The 19023-nt window shown below is 62.5% G+C and carries 21 protein-coding genes; 15 read left to right on the top strand and 6 right to left on the bottom strand.

Annotation, left to right across the window (positions count from 1 at the left end):
• Nucleotides 1–93: 93 nt before the first annotated feature.
• From BUC04_RS16960 to flgA, 3 genes are all read right to left on the bottom strand, one after another.
• Nucleotides 94–525 (bottom strand): flagella synthesis protein FlgN, encoded by a 432-nt coding sequence (locus BUC04_RS16960; protein ID WP_067663725.1) that lies wholly within the window; start codon nt 523–525, stop codon nt 94–96.
• Nucleotides 518–835 carry a flagellar biosynthesis anti-sigma factor FlgM gene (gene flgM / locus BUC04_RS16955; RefSeq protein WP_067663722.1) on the bottom strand — a complete coding sequence of 106 codons (318 nt, stop codon included), beginning with the start codon at nt 833–835 and terminating at the stop codon, nt 518–520. The genes BUC04_RS16960 and flgM overlap by 8 nt, the downstream gene beginning before the upstream one ends.
• 79 nt (nt 836–914) lie before the next feature.
• On the bottom strand, nt 915–1598 hold the full coding sequence (gene flgA, locus BUC04_RS16950) for a flagellar basal body P-ring formation chaperone FlgA (RefSeq protein ID WP_067663719.1): 684 nt from the start codon (nt 1596–1598) through the stop codon (nt 915–917).
• 178 nt (nt 1599–1776) lie between these two features.
• On the opposite strand from flgA, the gene BUC04_RS16945 reads away from it, so the two are divergent.
• The 14 genes from BUC04_RS16945 to BUC04_RS16880 all read left to right on the top strand — a co-directional run bounded on the left by BUC04_RS16945 (nt 1777) and on the right by BUC04_RS16880 (nt 15270).
• Nucleotides 1777–2700 (top strand): chemotaxis protein CheV, encoded by a 924-nt coding sequence (locus tag BUC04_RS16945; RefSeq protein WP_067663717.1) that lies wholly within the window; start codon nt 1777–1779, stop codon nt 2698–2700.
• Complete coding sequence (locus BUC04_RS16940) at nt 2697–3533, top strand: CheR family methyltransferase (RefSeq protein WP_373277980.1); 837 nt, start codon at nt 2697–2699, stop codon at nt 3531–3533. Before BUC04_RS16945 ends, BUC04_RS16940 begins: the two co-directional genes overlap by 4 nt.
• Before the next feature lie 80 nt (nt 3534–3613).
• Entirely contained in the window at nt 3614–4009 is a 396-nt protein-coding gene (gene flgB / locus BUC04_RS16935; RefSeq protein ID WP_067663712.1) for a flagellar basal body rod protein FlgB, read from the top strand.
• A 2-nt stretch (nt 4010–4011) separates the two neighbouring features.
• Entirely contained in the window at nt 4012–4428 is a 417-nt protein-coding gene (gene flgC, locus BUC04_RS16930; protein WP_067663710.1) for a flagellar basal body rod protein FlgC, read from the top strand.
• A gap of 13 nt (nt 4429–4441) precedes the next feature.
• Nucleotides 4442–5125, top strand: coding sequence for a flagellar hook assembly protein FlgD (locus BUC04_RS16925; RefSeq protein WP_067663707.1), 684 nt, complete (start codon nt 4442–4444; stop codon nt 5123–5125).
• Between the two features lie 11 nt (nt 5126–5136).
• A complete protein-coding gene (gene flgE, locus BUC04_RS16920; RefSeq protein ID WP_067663704.1) occupies nt 5137–6540 on the top strand; it encodes a flagellar hook protein FlgE in 1404 nt (467 codons plus the stop codon).
• Nucleotides 6541–6991: 451 nt separating this feature from the next.
• Nucleotides 6992–7732, top strand: coding sequence for a flagellar basal body rod protein FlgF (locus tag BUC04_RS16915; protein ID WP_067663690.1), 741 nt, complete (start codon nt 6992–6994; stop codon nt 7730–7732).
• 12 nt (nt 7733–7744) lie between these two features.
• Nucleotides 7745–8533: a flagellar basal-body rod protein FlgG gene (gene flgG / locus BUC04_RS16910; protein ID WP_067663687.1), complete on the top strand. Its 789-nt coding sequence runs from the start codon at nt 7745–7747 to the stop codon at nt 8531–8533.
• Nucleotides 8534–8542: 9 nt separating this feature from the next.
• Complete coding sequence (flgH, locus tag BUC04_RS16905; protein ID WP_067663685.1) at nt 8543–9217, top strand: flagellar basal body L-ring protein FlgH; 675 nt, start codon at nt 8543–8545, stop codon at nt 9215–9217.
• Between the two features lie 11 nt (nt 9218–9228).
• On the top strand, nt 9229–10317 hold the full coding sequence (locus BUC04_RS16900; RefSeq protein WP_067663682.1) for a flagellar basal body P-ring protein FlgI: 1089 nt from the start codon (nt 9229–9231) through the stop codon (nt 10315–10317).
• Nucleotides 10317–11282 carry a flagellar assembly peptidoglycan hydrolase FlgJ gene (gene flgJ, locus BUC04_RS16895; protein WP_067663679.1) on the top strand — a complete coding sequence of 322 codons (966 nt, stop codon included), beginning with the start codon at nt 10317–10319 and terminating at the stop codon, nt 11280–11282. Before BUC04_RS16900 ends, flgJ begins: the two co-directional genes overlap by 1 nt.
• Before the next feature lie 11 nt (nt 11283–11293).
• Nucleotides 11294–13198: a flagellar hook-associated protein FlgK gene (gene flgK / locus BUC04_RS16890; protein WP_067663676.1), complete on the top strand. Its 1905-nt coding sequence runs from the start codon at nt 11294–11296 to the stop codon at nt 13196–13198.
• 10 nt (nt 13199–13208) lie between these two features.
• Entirely contained in the window at nt 13209–14420 is a 1212-nt protein-coding gene (flgL, locus tag BUC04_RS16885) for a flagellar hook-associated protein FlgL (protein ID WP_067663672.1), read from the top strand.
• Nucleotides 14421–14538: 118 nt separating this feature from the next.
• Nucleotides 14539–15270: a nitroreductase family protein gene (locus tag BUC04_RS16880; protein ID WP_067663669.1), complete on the top strand. Its 732-nt coding sequence runs from the start codon at nt 14539–14541 to the stop codon at nt 15268–15270.
• 441 nt (nt 15271–15711) lie between these two features.
• Here the strand turns inward: BUC04_RS16880 and BUC04_RS16875 are convergent, their stop codons facing one another.
• Nucleotides 15712–17271 carry a SulP family inorganic anion transporter gene (locus tag BUC04_RS16875; protein ID WP_067663667.1) on the bottom strand — a complete coding sequence of 520 codons (1560 nt, stop codon included), beginning with the start codon at nt 17269–17271 and terminating at the stop codon, nt 15712–15714.
• Between the two features lie 177 nt (nt 17272–17448).
• On the opposite strand from BUC04_RS16875, the gene rssA reads away from it, so the two are divergent.
• Nucleotides 17449–18399, top strand: a complete 951-nt coding sequence (rssA, locus tag BUC04_RS16870) for a patatin-like phospholipase RssA (RefSeq protein WP_067663665.1) — start codon at nt 17449–17451, stop codon at nt 18397–18399.
• Nucleotides 18400–18413: 14 nt separating this feature from the next.
• Here rssA and BUC04_RS16865 read toward each other — a convergent pair whose 3' ends face one another.
• Nucleotides 18414–18764 (bottom strand): rhodanese-like domain-containing protein, encoded by a 351-nt coding sequence (locus tag BUC04_RS16865; protein WP_067663663.1) that lies wholly within the window; start codon nt 18762–18764, stop codon nt 18414–18416.
• On the bottom strand, nt 18761–18997 hold the full coding sequence (locus tag BUC04_RS16860) for a YgaP family membrane protein (RefSeq protein WP_067663661.1): 237 nt from the start codon (nt 18995–18997) through the stop codon (nt 18761–18763). The genes BUC04_RS16865 and BUC04_RS16860 overlap by 4 nt, the downstream gene beginning before the upstream one ends.
• Nucleotides 18998–19023: the final 26 nt, after the last annotated feature.

Raw genomic sequence — 19023 nt, 5'->3', positions numbered from 1 at the left:
AGTTAAAAGGTGCAGCCTTTTCGGGGGCCACAAACAACCACGCCCCGCATTAGGCGGGGCGTGGTTAGGAATCGGTGATGTCCGATGGCCGGGTCAGGCCTTGATGGTTCGACCCAGTCGCTGGCCCACATGGGTGCCGCCCTCACCGGTGTAGGTCATGGCGTGGCTCTTGTGGGCGCTTTGCAGCACTTGCTGCAAGCGGGTCAGGCTGGCTGCGACCAGCTCGGCCTGCTCCTGGTTGTGGGCGTTGCGCTGTTGGCACTGCACCAGCTTGTCCTTGCCCTGTTCCACCTGCTCGGCAAGGGTAGGATCGGTTTTCAGCAGGGCACGCTGGGGGTGACGACCCAGCGTGTCGTCGGCGGCCTTAACCTCGTCCAACATGGTCAGCTTGCGCTTGAGCAGTTGCTCAATCAGGTCAACGTCCCGTTGCACCAGGGCGTCGGTTTCCTGCTCCAGAAGCGCCAACAGCTGATCCAGTCGGATCAGCTGTTGGGAAAGCAGGTCGGCCAGGCCGGAATCAGTCATCGCTCAGACCATCCAGCTCCGCTTCGAAGCGGGTGATGTTCTGGGCCAGACGCTCCGGGTCGATGTGGTACTGACCCTCGGCGATGGCCGCCTTGATGCGATCCACCTTGGCCTGGTCGATGCCGCTGGCCTCGCTCAGGCTGGCCTCGGCACGTTTCAGTTGCTGGGCTTGGCTGCTCAGTGCCACCTCATCCCCCTTACGGGCCTGCGGGGCCGCCTCCGCCTGGCAATCGTGCTTGGCATGAGAAGTGTGTTTGTGGGTGACGGTCTGTGGGGCACCACCACCCAGTTTGTTCAAATCGATAGCCATGGTTGGCTCCGTTATTGGCGCGCTATGTGTGTCTTCTGTCTTAGGTATCGGCGGGGTAGGCCAGAGCTTTAGGAAAAAATCACATCCGGACTTCCACCGTGCCGACCGCGACCACCCGTGCATCAATCATACGCTCTGAGCGGTTGTTTTTCACCCGGATGGTGTCACCTACGGCGCCACTGCCCAGTGCCTCACCGCTGGTCTTGATCTCCATGCCGCCAACCCGAGCCAGGATGGTGACCATATCGCCGCGGCACACCTGGCAGACGTTATTGCGTCGTACGGGCTGACCGGCACCGAGGCGGCGGATCAGGCGGGCCCCCTGCAGCTCATGGGGATCGGTGAAGTGATTGCCACGCAGGGTCTGGCTGTCGCGGAATTCGACGGTCAGCAGGTCGTCGCTGAGTAGGCTTTCGCCGGCCAGGGCGGCGGTGATCACCACCACCGGGTACTGGATCTGGGTCTGCACCGGCACGTACAGTGACCAGCCATCGGGGTCAGGGCAGGCCACCTGCACCGTGACATAGCGGCCGCTGCCGCTATTGCCCGGGGCGTTGGCCACCAGTGGCAACTGGCAGCGCTCGAAGCGCAGCCGTTTGTCCAGTGGATTGGCGCGGATCTCCACCCGGGCATCGCCCGGGGCCTCGGTGAAGGCGGCGACGTACTCCTCGGCGGTCTGCTGGATCTCAGACAGTGGGGTAAGCTCTTGAGCCTGGGCCGAATAAGCGGCGAAAAAGGCAAGAAATAGAAGCGGAAATTTCATAATCTGTGACGTTAACGCCCTTACTTGAACCTGCCTGGCGAAACTGCTAAAAACCGGGCGCATTATACCGATAACCTGATCAGTGTTTCACCGTCGTGGCAGCATTGAGTCACAAAACGGCAAAGCCCGTCGGGGGCAATAACGATGACAACCACCTTTTCGACAGGGAACCCTCTCCATGGCCAGTATCCTCGATTCCGTTAACCAGCGCACCCAGTTGGTGGGACAAAACCGTTTGGAGTTGTTGCTGTTTCGCCTGCGCGGCCGACAGCGCTACGGCATCAACGTGTTCAAGGTGCGCGAGGTACTGCAGTGCCCCAAGCTGACCGCCATGCCTCATCAGAAGAGTGTGATCTGCGGGGTGGCCCACATCCGTGGTCAGGCGATCTCGGTGATTGACCTGTCCGCTGCCATCGGTGGCCCGACGACTCCGGTGGAAAACAGCTTCATCATCATCACCGAGTACAACCGCAAGGTACAGGGCTTCCTGGTGGCCGGGGTCGACCGCATCGTTAACCTCAACTGGGAGACCGTGCTGCCGCCGCCGCAGGGCAGTGGCCGCAGTAACTACCTGACCGCGGTCACCGAGCTGGATGACCAGCTGGTGGAGATCCTCGATGTGGAGAAGATCCTGGATGAGATCAACCCGGCCAAGACCGAGGTGAGCGAGCAGGTGGCTTCCACCCTGGCACCGGTGGCGGAGCGCAAGCGCACCATTCTGGTGGCGGACGATTCTGCGGTGGCCCGCAAGCAGGTGCAGCGTGCGCTGGAACCCCTGGGGCTGGAGATCCTGCTGGCCAAAGACGGGGTAGAGGCGCTGCAGATGCTGCAGGCCTTGGCCGACGAGTGCCAGAGCGACATCGCCGAGCGCATGCACCTGGTGATCTCCGATATCGAGATGCCGGAGATGGATGGCTACACCCTGACCGCTGAGATCCGTGCCAATGCCAAGCTCAAGTCGCTGCGGGTGATCCTGCACACCTCCCTGTCCGGGGTGTTCAACCAGGCGATGGTGGACAAGGTAGGTGCCGACCAGTTTATCGCCAAATTCAACCCGGATGACCTGGCCAGCACCGTCAACAACATCCTGGAACAACAGTGAGCGCGGCCATGAGTCAGCTTTGCCCCGACCAGTACCAGCGATTCGCCAGCTTTTTACAGCAGCAAAGCGGTATCGAGTTGGGTGATAACAAGCAGTACCTGGTGCGCAGCCGGTTAACACCGCTGCTGGAGCGCCATAACCACAGTACCCTGGCGGATCTGGTCCACGCCGCGATGCAGATGGGCCAGCACCAGCTGCGTACCGAGGTGGTGGAGGCGATGACCACCAACGAGACCTTCTGGTTCCGCGATGGCTACCCGTTCGAGCTGATGCTTACCGAGGTGTTGCCGGAGCTGGCCGGGCGGGTGGGGCGACCGCGGATCTGGTCCGCCGCCTGCTCCTCCGGACAGGAGCCCTACTCACTGGCGATGACCCTGCAGGAGTTCCGGCTGAAAAATCCCGGCCGCCTGATGCAGGGCGCAGAGCTGCTGGCCACCGACATCGACAACCAGATCCTGGCCCAGGCCCAGGCCGGTGAGTATGACGCCCTGGCGATGGCCCGCGGCCTGACCGAACAGCGTAAGCAACGCTTCTTCGAGCCACTGGAGCGGGGCCGGATGCGGATCAAGCCGGAGCTGCGTCAGGCGGTAAGCTTTCGTCGCGCCAACCTGCTGGACAGCTACGTGCTGCTGGGCAAGTTCGACGTCATCTTCTGCCGCAACGTGCTGATCTATTTCTCGCCGGACAACAAGCGCAAGATCCTGCGGCAATTCGCTGCCGCCCTCAATCCTGGCGGCTACCTGTTCCTGGGGGCCTCCGAGTCCCTGTCCGGCTTGGCCGACGAGTTCGAGATGGTGCGATACCCCGGCGGCATGGTGTATCGGCGCCGATAGACCCCTCACCGCATTGATAAGGCGTGCCTTTTGGCACGCCTTTTGCTTTTTTACGGCCATAGGTTGTTTGGAGGCAAACCATGGCCATCTCGTTTGACAAAGCGTTGGGTATTCATCAGCACTCGCTGGGCGTTCGCGCCGAGCGGGCCGAAGTGCTGGGTAGCAACATCGCCAACGCCGATACCCCCCACTACAAGGCCAAGGATCTGGACTTTGACCAGGCCCTGGCCGGTGCGGTCAGTCGTCAGTCGTTTAATCTGTCGCGCAGTCACGAGAAGCACTTCGATGCCAGCATCGATCCCCAGCCGGCCAGCAAGTTCCGGGTGCCGATGCATCCGGACACCGGTGACGGCAACACCGTGGATCTGCAGGTTGAGCGCAACCTGTTTGCCCAGAACGCACTGGAGTACCAGATGACCCTGGGCTTCCTGGAGGGTCGCCTCGGTGGCCTGAAAAAGGCACTGCGAGGAGACTGATCATGAGCCTGTTTAACATCTTCAACGTGGCCGGCTCCGGCATGAGCGCCCAGTCGACCCGCCTCAACACCACCGCCTCCAACATGGCCAACGCCAACAGCGTGGCCTCCAGTGCTGACGAGACCTACCGGGCCCGTCAGCCGGTGTTCGAGTCCGCCCTCAACCTGGCCAGCCAGAACCAGGCCAGCGTGCCGGTGCAGATCGCCGGCATCGTCGAGAGCGACAAGCCGATGATCCGCGAGTTCAGCCCCAACCATCCGCTGGCGGACGGCGATGGCTACATCTACAAGCCCAACGTCAACGTGGTGGAGGAGATGGCCAATATGATCTCCGCCTCCCGCAGCTACCAGGCCAATGTGCAGCTGGCGACCGCGGCCAAAGATCTTGCCCAGCAGACCCTGCGTCTGGGCAAAGGATAAGAAGGAGCCCTAAGTGACGACCATTAACAACGGCTTCATCGACAGCATCAAATGGCAGGAAGAGACCGTCCAGGAGAAAGACGCCAACCAGGCGTTGACCCAGGAGGACTTCTTCTCGTTGCTGTCGCAGCAGCTGTCGATGCAGGACCCGTTCAAGCCGGTGGACAACGATCAGATGATCTCGCAGATGTCCTCCTTTGCCACCGTGGATGGGATTAACACCCTCAACGACGAGATCAAGAACCTCAACACCATGATGACCTCCAACCAGGCGCTGGAAGCTTCCGGTCTGGTGGGTCAGAAGGTACTGATCCCCTCCAACAGTGGCTACCTGGCGGACGGCGGTGAGCCGGTCACCGGGGTGGTCAGCGTACCGCCGGGCTCGCAGAGCGTGCTGGTGCGGGTGGAGGACGCCAATGGCCAGGTGGTGGCCACGGTGCCGGTGGAGAATGGCGGCAGCGGCAACGTCGACTTCAGCTGGAACGGGCTGGACGCCGAGGGTAACCGCCTGCCGGCGGGCAACTACAGCTTTGCCTCCAGCGGCATGGTCAATGGCCAGACTGAAGAGCTGAGCGTGTATGCCTACGCCCATGTCTCCAGCGTCACCCTGGGTGGGGCCGACTACGAAACCGTTTTGAACCTCAAGGGTCTGGGCGGCGTCACCATGGGTGACGTGCTGGCCGTGGCCGAAGGATAAGGGAAGCTCCTATGTCATATAACATCTCATTGAGCGGGTTGAACGCGGCCCAGAAGGATCTGGACACCACGTCTAACAACATCGCCAACGTCAACACCACCGGCTTCAAGGAGTCGCGGGCGGAGTTTGGCGATGTCTACAACAACTCGCTGTTCAGCAACGCCAAGACCAACACCGGCTCCGGTGTGGCCACGGCCCAGGTGGCCCAGCAGTTCCACCAGGGCGCGCTGAACTTCACCAATAATGCGCTGGATCTGGCGATCAACGGCAATGGCTTCTTCGTCACCAACGCCGAGTTCGGTGGCCAGGACTACAGCTACACCCGTGCCGGTGCCTTTGGGGTCAACGACAACAACTTCATCGTTAACAGCCAGGGCCACTACCTGATGGCGCTGCCGGTGAACCCGGATGGCTCGGTCCAGTCGGTGTCGCTGTCCACCTCCAAGCCGGTGCAGATCCCGCAGACCGCCGGTCAGCCCAAGGCCACCGGCAGCATCGACATGTCGATGAACCTGCCGGCCCACGAGGCGGAGCTGGACCCGGCCAACTTTGACCCGGCGGATCCCTCTACCTACACCAGCTCCACCTCGGTGACCATCTACGACTCCCTGGGTGAGCCGCACATCCAGACCACCTACTTTGTGAAGCCCCAGGGCGGTGCCCTGTCCGGCAATAACCAGTGGGTAGCGTTTACCACCGTGGATAACCAGCCGGTGGACATCTGGGACACCACCGCCGGTACCCCCACCTCGGGTCAATGGGGTGAGGACACCACTGGGGATGGCGTGGCAGATACCTTCCACCCGGCCCAGGGTGCCAGCGGCCAGACCGGTTTCGTCATGAGCTTTGACGACGTGGGCAGCTACATCGGCTCGGATCCGGCGGTGATCGAGACCCAGTCCCTGGGCATCGATGACCCCACCGGTGGCCCGGGCAGCGGTGCCGGCATCATCGGCCCTGGCACCGACGGTACCCAGCGTCTGACCCTCAACTTCCTCAACCCGACCCAGTACGCGGCACCGTTTGAGGTGACCCAGCTGAACCAGGACGGCACCACCGTGGGCCGCCTGACCAACGTTGAGGTGACCGAGGACGGTTTGATCCAGGCCACCTACTCCAACGGCACCCAGGAAGCACTGGGCAAGGTAGCGATGGCCCGTTTTGCCAACGAGCAGGGGTTGAGCCAGACCGGCAACACCAGCTGGAAGCAGAGCCAGGCCTCCGGTGAGCCGCTGGTGGGCGAGGCCAACGTCGGTGCCTTCGGCAGCATCCGTTCTGCGGCGCTGGAGAGCTCCAACGTGGACCTGACCTCCGAGCTGGTGGACCTGATCACCGCTCAGCGTAACTTCCAGGCCAACTCCCGTGCCCTGGACGTCTCCAACCAGCTGAGCCAGAACATTCTGCAGATCAGGTAATAGGAGAGAGGCAAGGTTCTAGAGTGGGCAAAGCCCTTCTAGGAAAAGTCGAGGAAGAGCAGGTACTGGGGCGGGCAAAGCCCTTCTAGGAGCTAGGAAAAGCGAAGGAAAAGCGAAGGAAAAGCATTGAGCGTCATTGCTTGGGTTCTAGGCTTGCTGCCTAGCACCTAGCACCTAGCACCTAGCACCTAGCACCTAGCACCTAGCACCTAGCACCTAGCACCTAGCACCTAGAAAACCGCGGCCCATCGGCCGCGGTTTTTTTGTGCCCCCAAGATTGCCGCCTTGCCTGCCGCCTTGCCGGGGCGGCAACGGCTTTCCCCGCGCGCTTCCTTGAATCGAAGCTGAATCGATAAAAAACGGTCCGAAAACGCCTTTTATTCAGGGGTTTTGGTTGTGGCACACCTTTTGCTTTTATCCTGCCAAGCACAGCCCAGGACAGGACGCTCCCTTGGATAATTACCTCTACCTTGCCGCCTCCGGTGCCAAACAGAACATGAACGCACTGGCGGTGCATGCCAACAACCTGGCCAACGCCAAGACCGACGGCTTCAAGGCGGACATGCAGCACGCACGCTCCATGCAGGCCTACGGTGAGGGCTTGCCCACCCGAGTGTTCGCCATGACCGAGCGTCCCAGCTCCGACTACGATCCGGGCCCGATCAAGGTCACCGACCGCAGCATGGACGTGGCGATCAAGGACGCCGGCTGGATGGTGGTGCTGGACGGTCAGGGCCAGGAGGCACTGAGCCGCAACGGTCGCCTGCGCTTTGACGAGGTGGGCATGCTGGTCAATGGCGAAGGGATGCCGGTGACCGGTGAAGCCGGCCCCATCTTTGCGCCGCTGCCGGTGGAGCGGGTGGAGATCGCCCCGGACGGAACCATCTCGGTTAAGCCCCAGGGCGCGCCGGCGGACGTGATGGAGCAGGTTGGCCAGATCCGCCTGACCAACCCGCCGCTCAACACCCTGCACAAGAGCGAAGATGGCCTGTTCCGCCGCCTGGATGGCGCCGACTATGGCCCCGCGGTGGAGGTGGCACTGCAATCCGGTGCGCTGGAGGGCAGCAACGTCAATCCCACCACCGAGCTGGTGAAGATGATCGAGTCCCAGCGCCAGTTTGATATGCAGGTCAAGATGATGAAGACCGCAGAAGAGAATGACAAAGCACACGCACAGCTGATGCGGGTGTAACAGGAGAACCACATGCAACCGGCACTTTGGATTGGTAAGACGGGCCTGGACGCCCAGCAAACGGACATTGCCACCATCTCCAACAACCTGGCCAACGCCAGCACCGTGGGCTTTAAGAAAAGCCGTGCGGTGTTTGAAGACCTGCTCTATCAAACCATCAACCAGGCCGGCGGGATCAGCTCCCAGAACACCGAGCTGCCGGCGGGCCTGACCCTGGGTGCCGGTACCAAGGTGGCGGCGACCCAGCGCATCCACAGCCAGGGCAACATGCTGACCACCGACAACAGCCTGGATCTGATGGTGGAGGGCGAGGGCTTCTTCGAGATCCAGCTGCCGGACGGCACCATCGCCTACACCCGTAACGGCCAGTTCACCCTCAATGACGAGGGCGAGATGGTGACTCCGGGCGCCGGCTTCCTGCTCAACCCCGGTATCGCCCTGCCGGAGGACACCCAGACCGTGACCGTTTCCGCCGAGGGCGAGGTGTCGGTGCGGGTCCCGGGGGATGCGGAGAACCAGGTGGTGGGTCAGATTGAGATCTCCAACTTCATCAACCCCACCGGCCTTGAGCCCATCGGTCAGAACCTCTACCTGGAGACCGGTGCCAGCGGTGCTCCGATCCAGGGTGTGCCCGGCCTGGATGGCCTGGGCAGCATCCGCCAGGGGGCGCTGGAGACCTCCAACGTCAACGTAACCGAGGAGCTGGTGAACATGATTGAGAGCCAGCGGGTGTACGAGATGAACTCCAAGGTGATCTCCACCGTGGATCAGATGCTCGCCAACCTGAACCAGCAGTTGTAAGGACGCAACATGAAACGGATCGCCCTGCTCGCAGTCAGCCTGTTGGCCCTGGGGGGCTGCACTCACCCCAACGCGCCCATCCCGGATGACCCCTATTACGCACCGGTCTACCCGGACCTGCCCACCAGCCAGGTGGTGACCACCGGCTCCATCTACCAGGATGCCTACACCAACGAGCTGTACTCCGACATCAAGGCACACCGGGTGGGGGATGTGATCACCGTGATGCTGGCGGAGCAGACCAAGGCGAAGAAGTCCGCCTCCAACGAGATCGCCAAGCGCAACAACATGCAGCTGGACCCGATCCAGGGCCTGGGTGGCGACGTCACCATCAACGGCCAAACCCTCGACCTGTCCTACAACGAGCAGTACGACATGAAGCGCGAGTCCGACGCCGACCAGTCCAACAGCCTGGCCGGGGCGATCTCGGTTAACGTGCTGCAGGTGCTGACCAACGGCAACCTGGTGATCCGCGGCGAGAAGTGGATCACCATCAACGATGGCGACGAGTTTATCCGCATCACCGGCATCATCCGTCCCCGTGACATCCAGCCGGACAACACCGTACCCAGCACCCGGGTGGCCAACGCCCGTATCCAGTACAGCGGCACCGGCACCTTTGCCGACGCGCAGAAGTCCGGCTGGCTGGCCCGCTTCTTCTCTGGCCCGCTCTGGCCGTTCTAAGGAGGGAACCCATGATGCGTTTGTTTACTGCCCTGTTGCTGATGCTGCTGCCGCTGAGCAGCCAGGCGATGCGACTGAAGGACATCACCGATCTGCAGGGGGTTCGCTCCAACCAACTGGTGGGCTACGGCCTGGTGGTGGGTTTGCCGGGCACCGGTGAGCAGAGCCGCTACACCGAGCAGAGCTTCGCCACCATGTTGTCCAACTTCGGCATCAACCTGCCGGCCAACCAGCGCCCCCGCACCAAGAACGTGGCGGCGGTGGCGGTGCACGCCGAGCTGCACCCCTTTGTGAAGCCCGGTCAGCAGATTGATATCACCATCTCCTCCGTCGGCAGCGCCAAGAGTCTGCGCGGCGGCACCCTGCTGCAAACCTTCCTTAAAGGGGCGGACGGCAAGGTCTACGCCATTGCCCAGGGCAGCCTGGTGGTGTCCGGCTTCTCCGCCGAGGGCGCCGACGGCTCCAAGGTGCTGGCCAACACCCCCACAGTGGGCCGCATCCCCGCCGGTGCCATCGTTGAGCGCAGCGTGCCCAGCCCGTTTGCCAACGGCGACTTCCTTACCTTCAACCTGCACCGGCCGGATTTCTCCACCGCCAAGCGGGTGGTGGAAACCATCAATGACCTGCTCGGCCCAGGCGTCGCCCGTGCCCTGGACGCCACCTCAGTGCAGGTGTCGGCACCGCGGGACCCGTCCCAGCGCGTCTCCTACCTGGCGACCCTGGAGAACCTGCGGGTCGAGCCGGCGGACGAGTCCGCCAAGGTGATCGTCAACAGCCGCACCGGCACCATCGTAGTGGGTAAGGACGTACGGCTGATGCCCACCGCCATTACCCACGGCGGTCTCACCGTCACCATCAGCGAGAACTGGGGCGTGTCCCAGCCTAACCCCTTCGCCGGTGGCGACACCGTGGTGGTGCCGGACTCCGAGATCGGTATCAACGAGGGCGACGGTCGCATGTTCAAGCTGGACACCGGCACCAACCTGGATGACCTGGTGCGGGCGGTGAACGAGGTGGGCGCGGCGCCGTCCGATCTGATGGCAATCCTCGAGGCGCTGTCCCAGGCCGGTGCCCTGCGCGGCGAGCTGGTGATCATCTGATGGACAGCCTCAAGCAGAATCACTACCTGGACATGGCCGGCCTGGACCAGATGCGTCAGCAGGCCCAGGCAGATCCCGATGCCAGCCTGCGTCAGGTAGCGCTGCAGTTTGAGGGGATCTTCCTCAATATGATGCTCAAGAGCATGCGCGACGCCAACGCCGCGTTTGAGGATACCGACAGCCCCTTCGCCTCCCAGACCACCCAATTCTATCGCCAGATGCACGACAGCCAGATGGCCACCGAGCTGGCCTCCCAGGGCAGCCTGGGGCTGGCGGATCTGATCGTTGACCAGTGGGGCGGTAACGAGCAGCTGATGCCAGCCAGCGCGCTGCGCAGCGACAGCCTGACCCCCAACGTGGTGGCGGCTTCAGCGCAAGCGCCGGAGCCGGTGACGCAGCAAACGCCTGAGCAAGCCGGGATCACCCCGGTGCACCCGCCGCTGCAGGCGGCAATGAACCCGGAGCCGCAGCCGATTGCGCCGCTGCGTAACATCGCCTTCGAGGGGCCGGAGCACTTTGTCCAGACCCTGCTGCCCCAGGCTGAACAGGCCGCCGCCGAGCTGGGTCAGGACCCGATGCTGTTGATCGCCCAGGCGGCGCTGGAGACCGGCTGGGGCCGTAAGATCCTCACCGCGCCGGACGGCAACAGCAGCCACAACCTGTTTAACATCAAGGCGGACCGCCGCTGGGATGGCGACCACACCATGGTCAACGCGCTGGAGTTTGAAGACCAGCTGCCGGTGATGCAGCGCAGCGCCTTTCGGATCTACGACGACCTCAAGGCCAGCTTCGACGACTACGTCGACTTTTTGCGTCAGCCGCGCTACGCCGATGCCCTGCAGGCCACCGACGCCAGTGGCTTTATCCACGGTCTGCAGCAGGCCGGCTACGCCACCGATCCCAACTACGCCAACAAGATTTTGAACGTGTTCCAGAACCTGCTGAAGCAGGCGGGCACCCGTTAAGGAAGTAAGCCATGGCTGACATGATGAGTATTGCCCGTTCGGGCATCCTGGCCGCCCAACAGCGACTGGGCGTCACCAGTAACAACATCGCCAATGTTGGCACCGACGGCTACAACCGTCAGGTGGTGGAGCAGCAGACCCAGCAATCGCAGCTGCTGGGCGGGCACTTCGTCGGCACCGGCACCTACGTGGCGGACATCAAGCGGGTCTACAACGAGTACGCCCAGCGGGAGCTGGTACTGGCCAACAGCGAGCTGAGCCAGGCGGAAACCCAGTACACCAAGCTGTCGGAGCTCGACCAGGTGTTTTCGGTGGTGGGCCAGTCGATCCCCAACTCCCTCAACAACCTGTTTGAGAACGTCAACAACCTGGCCGACATGCCCACCGATCTGGCGGTGCGGGAGAACATGCTGACCAGTGCCGGTCAGCTGGCCAGCGCCTACGTCAGCTTCAGCTCCGAGCTGCGCAACCAGCTGGTGCTGCAGAATGACCAGATCGACGGCGTGGTCAGCCGGGTTAATGCCATTACCGAAGAGCTGGCCAACATCAACGAACAGCTGCAGAAGCTGCAGGGCAATGACCTGCAACTGCTCGACCAGCAGGACCGGCTGATCACCGAGTTGTCCGAGTTCGTCCAGGTCAACATCATCCCCCAGGAAAACGGGGTGAAGAGCCTGATGGCCGGCGGCTCGGTGATGCTGGTGGCGGGGGAAAACGCTATGCAGCTGGGGACTACCGCTGGTGATCCGGATCCGCTGCAGACCCGCTTGACCGGCACCATAGGCAGCCAGACCGTGATCCTCAGCAACAACGACCTCGGTGGTCAGCTGCAGGGCCTGTTTGACTACCGCGAGGGCGAGCTGGCAATGGCCACTGCCCGTACCGATATGATGGCGCTGGGCATGGCAGACGCCTTTAATACCGCCCAGGGCAACGGCTTCGATCTTAACGGCGACGTCGGTCAGAACCTGTTTACCGACATCAATGATCCGGTGCTGGTGGATGGTCGGGCAATGCGCTTCGAGGGCAACAGCGGCACCATGCAGCTGGATGTGATGATCGACGATACCCTGCCGCTCACCGGTGATACCTATACCCTCAGCTTCGACGGTGCCAACTACAGCATGGTGGACGGCGAGGGCGGTTCAGTGGCCCTCACCGTGGACCCCAACGACGCCAACCGGCTGATCAGCCCGGATGGCTTCTCCATCCATCTCAGCACCACCGGCGTAGCCCAGGCGGGCGACAAGTGGCAGATCACCCCCACCAAGGGTGCGGCCTCCAAGATGGCCACCCAGATCACCGAGCCCCGCGAGCTGGCCGCGGCAGGCTATGGCCTGGAGACCTTGAGCGGCAGCGGCGAAGCCAGCCTCAAGTCGGTAGACCGGGCCAACCCGGGCTTCCCCGCCATCGGTGAGGTACTGACGGTGACGGCGGATCCCACCGCCGGCACCTTCAATATCACCGACAGCAGTGGCACCACGGTGGCCAGCGGTGCCATCACCGGCAACCAGATCAGCGCCCTGGGCTTTGTCCTTGAGCTGGATGATGCCACCGCCAGTGGTGACCAGTTCAGCCTGGATCTGAGCTTTGGTCCCGGCGACAACAACAACGCCGTGGCGATGGCGGGCCTGGCCAGCGCCAAACTGATGGAGAGTGGTGACATGACCCTGACCGACGTCTACCAGGAGATCACCACCACCGTGGGTGGTCGTGCCCGGGCAGCCGAGACCGCGGTGGCCTCCGCCACGGCGGTACAGGCCCAGGCCCAGAGCCGGGTTGAGGCGGAGTCCGGGGTCAACCTGGATGAGGAGGCCGCCGATCTGATGCGTTTCCAGCAGGCCTACCAGGCCTCGGCCCGGATCATGACCGTGGCCAAGGAAACCTTCGATACCCTGTTTAACTCCGTACGCTAAGGATTGAGCCATGCGCGTGTCGACCAACCAGTTTTATAACCTCAACACCCAGAACATCACCGGGCTGCAGTCGAACACCAATAAGATTCTGCAGGAGATCTCCAGCGGCAAGCGGGTCAATACCGCCAAGGACGATCCGGTAGGGGCGATCATGATTGAGAACCTGCGCCAGCAGAACGTCCAGCTCAATCAGTACAAGTCCAACATCACCCTGGCCAATAACCGCCTGACCCAGCTGGAATCGCGCCTGGGGGAGTACGAGAACCAGCTGCTCTCTACCCGCGACAAGCTGCTGCAGGGTAACGACGGTGCCCTGGGGGCCTCGGACCGGTCGGCATTGGCACTGGATATCCGCGAAGAGATGGAGGCGATCATCGCCCTGGCCAACAACCAGGACGAGGGCGGCAACTACCTGTTTGCCGGCTTCCAGACCGACACTGTGCCCTTTGTAAAGGACGCCAATGGCGACGTGGTCTACATGGGCGACGATGGCCGTCGTCGGGCTACCATCGCCGATGGGGTTAGCGTGCCGGTGAGCGAGAACGGTCAGCGGCTGTTTATGGCCTCCCCCAATGCCAGCGGCGACTACCGCGCGGACTACAGCAACGCCATCATGAGCGGCGAGCAGTTCTTTGTGGAGTCGGCCAAGATCATCGATCCCGCCACCCATGTTCCCGGCCCGTTTGAGATCCAGTTCCTCGATGATGGCGCCGGTAACGTCGATGTCCAGGTAGTGGATGGTGGCGGTGCCGTGTTGCTGCCTCCGCAGCCATTCGATGCCTCCCAACCGCTGCAGTTCAACGGCATGGAGGTGGCGATGACCGGTGAGCCCAGCATCGGCGACCGGGTTGGACTGGATCAGCAGTCTGAAGTGGATATCTTCAGCATCATGAACCGGGCCGCTGAAATGCTGGAGGACCCGGCGGGGCTGGGCGACCCGGTGGTGCAGGCGGAGTACGCCCAACTGATTGCCGACATCACTGAGACCCAGATCCACGCCTCGGTGGTACGGGCAGAGACCGGTAACTACCTGCGCTCGCTAGACACCTTTGAAGACCAGCACCTGAGCATGGAGCTGGTGACCAGCTCGGCCCAGTCCACCTTGGAAGATCTGGACTACGCCAAGGCGATCACCGAGTTTGAGAAACAGTCCCTGGCCCTCAACACCGTGACCCAGACCTTCGGCAAGGTGAACAACCTGACCCTGTTCAACTACATCTAAGTTAGATCTAAGTTCAGCGACATCTGAAGCGTGGGCGGTTGCAAAGCTGCCGCCCAACTCTCACATCTGCTGTGACCGCTGCGGTATGCTGGCCGTTTTCTCCCTGAATCAAGTCACTATGTCTGAACACTTCGCCGCCTTTGCCGAGCTGGTGCAGCGCCGCCGTTCGGTGCGCAAATTCGATGAGCAACGCCCGTTTGACCATGATGCCGTGGGCCGGGCACTGGAGCTCTCCCTGCTCTCCCCCAACTCCTCCAATATGCAGCTGTGGCAGTTTCACCGGGTGATCAGCCTCGAGTTGCGTGCCGAGGTGGCCCGCTGTTGCCTTAACCAGAACGCCGCGGCGACGGCGCGGGAGCTGGTGGTGATCGTCACTACCCCCCAACACTGGCAGGGCCGGGCCGAGCACAATGCCCGCATGGTACGGGAGAACTTCGCAGGGCGAGAGGACCATCCGGCGGCCAAGCGCGCCTTCAAGTACTACGAGAAGCTGATCCCGACCCTGTACAACAACGACGCCCTGGGCCTGCGTGGCCGGGTACGTAAGCTGTTCAGCTGGTTTGTTGGCCTGCGCAAGCCGATGGTGCGGGAGGTGAGCAAGACCGACCTGCGTGTGTGCCTGCATAAGAGTACCTCGCTGGCGGCGATGACCCTGATGACCGGCCTGCAGGCGGAGGGGATCGACAGCTGCCCGATGGAGGGCTATGACTCAAAGCGCCTGGCCCGTTTGCTCCAGCTGGCGCCGGGCTGCGAGATCACCATGGTGATCGGCTGCGGCCATGGCCTGGAAGAGGGGATCTACGGCGAGCGTCATCGGGTCCCAAGCGACTCGGTGATCCTCCGCCATTGAGGAGCGCAGCTCCTTATCGGCACTTCACTGAACCTCGAGTTACAATAAGAAGCTAATAGTGCGGTGCAATTAGTAACCGCTAAGCTGGATTCTGCGTGATGAGCAAGTCGCCCCACCGGTATTTCTGCCGACTTTGAGGTGCCCGAGCAGAGTCTTCGTCGGCAAGGCTGAGGGCCAGGATGGCCCGAGTGACCAGCGAAGACAGGGAGGTCGACTCTGGTCTGAGCCGCTAGCCGGTGAGGATGGCGCGAGGAAGCAGCACCGAACGGAGGCAACGGGGGTTCCAAGGGGGCGGAAAGCCCCATTGGTTGCTGCCGGCAACCCGGCAAAGCTATTAGCAAAAAGTGATATGGGAAATGAGAAGGTTAGCTGGAGCAACAGTTAACTCGGGCAGAGCCCACAAAAAGGGGAGCCATGGCTCCCCTTTTTGCTGTGCAGGCGTCAGCCTGCTAACCGATCGGTTGCCACCTTATAGGTGGGATCTTCCAGCACATTGACCTCCACCAGGTCGCCGGCCTTATCCAGCAGCTGGCGGCACTCCGGACTGAGGTGGCGCAGGTGCAGGCGCTTGCCCTCACGCAGGTAGCGCTCGGCCAGGGTATCGATCGCCTCCAGTGCCGAGTGATCTGCCACCCGGGAGTCGCGGAAATCCACGACTACGTCGTCAGGGTCGCTCTTGGCGTCAAACAGGTCGAGGAAGCTGGTAACCGAGGCAAAGAACAGTGGCCCCTGGGGCTGGTAGCTCTTCCAGCCCTGGGCATCGACCTCGGTCTTGGCGGTCATATGGGTGGCGTGGTCCCAGGCGAAGCGCAGAGCGGAGACGATCACCCCCACCAGCACCGCAATGGCCAGATCGGTGATCACCGTGACCGCCGACACCAGCACGATCACCAGGGCATCGGCCATGGGGATCTTGCGCATGATGCGGAAGCTGGACCACTCGAAGGTGCCCAGTACCACCATGAACATCACCCCCACCAGGGCAGCGATGGGAATCATCTCGATCAGGCTGGCACCGAACAGGATAAAGGCCAGCAGGAACAGCGCCGCCGAGGCACCGGACAGGCGTGAACGGCCGCCAGAGTTGATGTTGATCATCGACTGACCAATCATGGCGCAGCCGCCCATGCCACCGAAGAAACCGGTGACCACGTTGGCCGCACCCTGGCCGACACACTCGCGGTTGCCCTGACCGCGGGTCTGGGTCAATTCATCCACCAGGGTGAGGGTCAGCAGTGATTCGATTAGGCCGATGGCGGCCAGGATCAGAGCGTAGGGCAGGATGATCCTCAGGGTTTCCCAGGACAACGGCACCGCTGGCAGGGCAAAGCTGGGCAGGGTACCCTGCAAAGAGGCATTGGCATCGCCGGTCATGGTACGGACAAAATCCACCACGCTGGCGGTATCCAGGTTAAGGCCATGAACCAGCCCGGTGACCACCAGGATGGCGGCCAGCGAGGAGGGGATCGCCCGGGTTAGCTTGGGCAGGAAATGGATGATCGCCATGGTCAGGGCCACCAGACCCAGCATCAGGGCCAGGGCCGGGCTCTGCATCCAGACCAGCTCACCCTCCGGCCCCATCTCCTTGAACTGACCCAACTGGGCCAGGAAGATAACGATGGCCAGGCCGTTGACGAAGCCGAGCATCACCGGGTGGGGCACCAGGCGGATAAATTTGCCGAGGCGAAACACCCCGGCGAGGACCTGGATGATCCCCATCAGCACCACGGTGGCAAACAGGTATTGCACCCCATGGGTGGCCACCAGGGAGACCATCACCACGGCCAGGGCGCCGGTGGCGCCGGAGATCATGCCGGGGCGGCCACCAAAGATGGCGGTGATCAGGCCAACGATAAAGGCGGCGTAGAGGCCCACCATGGGTTCTACCCCGGCGACAAAGGCAAAAGCCACGGCTTCGGGGACCAGGGCAAGGGCAACGGTCAGGCCAGAGAGCAGGTCCGCCTTGACGGTGGCCTGGGGGTTACTGCGTAGTTCGAACATCCTGATGTGAACCTAGTTTGTGATAAGGGCGGGATTCGGCGGCGAAAGTACCGCGCCGGGGTTGTGTTGTCAAAATGTAATACCAATATCATTGCTAACACCGCCGATTTGGATAACCCATCGGCGGGGTGAGACGTTGAAGCCCGGCTTAGTACCGGCACAGCAAGTTGAGGGACGATGAGTCGAGACGTAAAGATTGGCATCGCGCTGGGTAGCGGTGCGGCTAAGGGGTGGGCCCACATCGGTGTGCTCCGGGCATTGCAAAAGATGGGGGTCGAGCCCCAGGTGGTGGCGGGCTGTTCCATCGGCGCCTTTGTCGGCGGTGCCTATGCCGCCGGCAAGCTGGATGCGCTGGAGGAGTGGGTTACCGGTTTCTCCAGTTGGGACGTGATGGGGCTGATGGACCTGTCCTGGCGCAAGGGCGGCCTGATCGAGGGCACCAAGGTGTTCGAGGCGGGCAGCAAGGCGATCGGCCTGACCAGCATGGAGCAGATGACACTGCCTTACCTGGCGGTGGCGACGGATCTCTACACCGGCCAGGAGGTTTGGCTGGACGAGGGGGAGTGGACCGACATCGTCCGTGCCTCCTGCTCCATTCCGGGTCTGATGCTGCCCAAGCAGATTGGTGATCGCTGGCTGGTGGACGGCGCGGTGGTTAACCCGGTGCCGATCTCGGCGGCCCGCACCCTCGGCGCAGACATGGTGATAGCGGTGGATCTCCACGGCGACAGCCGTCAGCACACCAACGAGGTGGTGAAGATCGCCACCCCGGTCAGCCCGGAACAGAAGCGCCGCCAGAGCAGCGACAACGGCTTTATGGACTTCCTGGTACAGGGGCGTCATCTGCTGGGGCGGGTGATGGACAGCTTCTCCGGCAGTCGTGAGCAACCCAACATGATCGCGGTGATGCACCAGTCGATGGAGATCCTCGAGCAGCGCCACAAGCGTGCCCGCTTTATGGGGGATCCGCCGGAATCCCTCATCCTGCCGCGGGTTGGCGACATCGCCACGCTGGAGTTTGAGCGTGCCGAAGAGGCGATCGCCGCCGGCGAGGCGGCGGTGCTCCAGGTGCAGCACCAGATTGAGGCGGAGATAGAGCGCTTCCAACAGGCCCGCAATGGCCACTGAGGCCGGGCCTGGATTCAGGGCTGCTCAGGTTGTGCCTGGCGCATCTCCTCCAGGCCACCGCCGTTGGTGACTGAGTAGCCCATCCCCATCAACACCTGGGTGGCGATGCCAGAGCGGCGACCGCTGCGGCAGTAGACCACCACCTGATGGCCAGGCTCGAGCCCGAGGCTGTCGATGGTGTCGGCGATGCTGTCGTAGGGCAGGTTTTGGGCCCCGGCCAGGTGGCCATCAGCAAACTCCTCCGGGGTGCGCACGTCGATCAGTACAGCGCCGTCAGACAGGGCCTGCCAGGCCGCCTTCGCACGCTCGGAGGCGGCGATCGGCAGGGCCAGCAGGCAGCTCAGAACAACAACCCATGATCTCATCTTTGACTCGCTTCGGCCCGCTCCCGTTCTGAGCGCAGGCCCAGTTTACGCATCACAGCGGTGGCGGGGCACAGGCCGGTAAAGGCATTCTGGGTAAGGTTAGCCCCGATAAAGAGGGTGAACCAGATAAAGCCGGGATGGACCCAGTGGGTCAGTGCCACCGACAGTATCACCATCAGGCCGGCAAACAGATAAAGGGCGCGTTCGGTGGTGTTGGGTAGGGTAAGGGTCATGGTGTTCTCCTTGGTTTCTCAGTCAG

Source organism: Ferrimonas marina, assembly GCF_900129905.1.
In the GTDB taxonomy this organism is placed as follows: Bacteria; Pseudomonadota; Gammaproteobacteria; order Enterobacterales; family Shewanellaceae; genus Ferrimonas; species Ferrimonas marina.
Note: the sequence above shows the minus strand (reverse complement) of the source record. Positions and strands in the feature narration are given on the sequence as shown.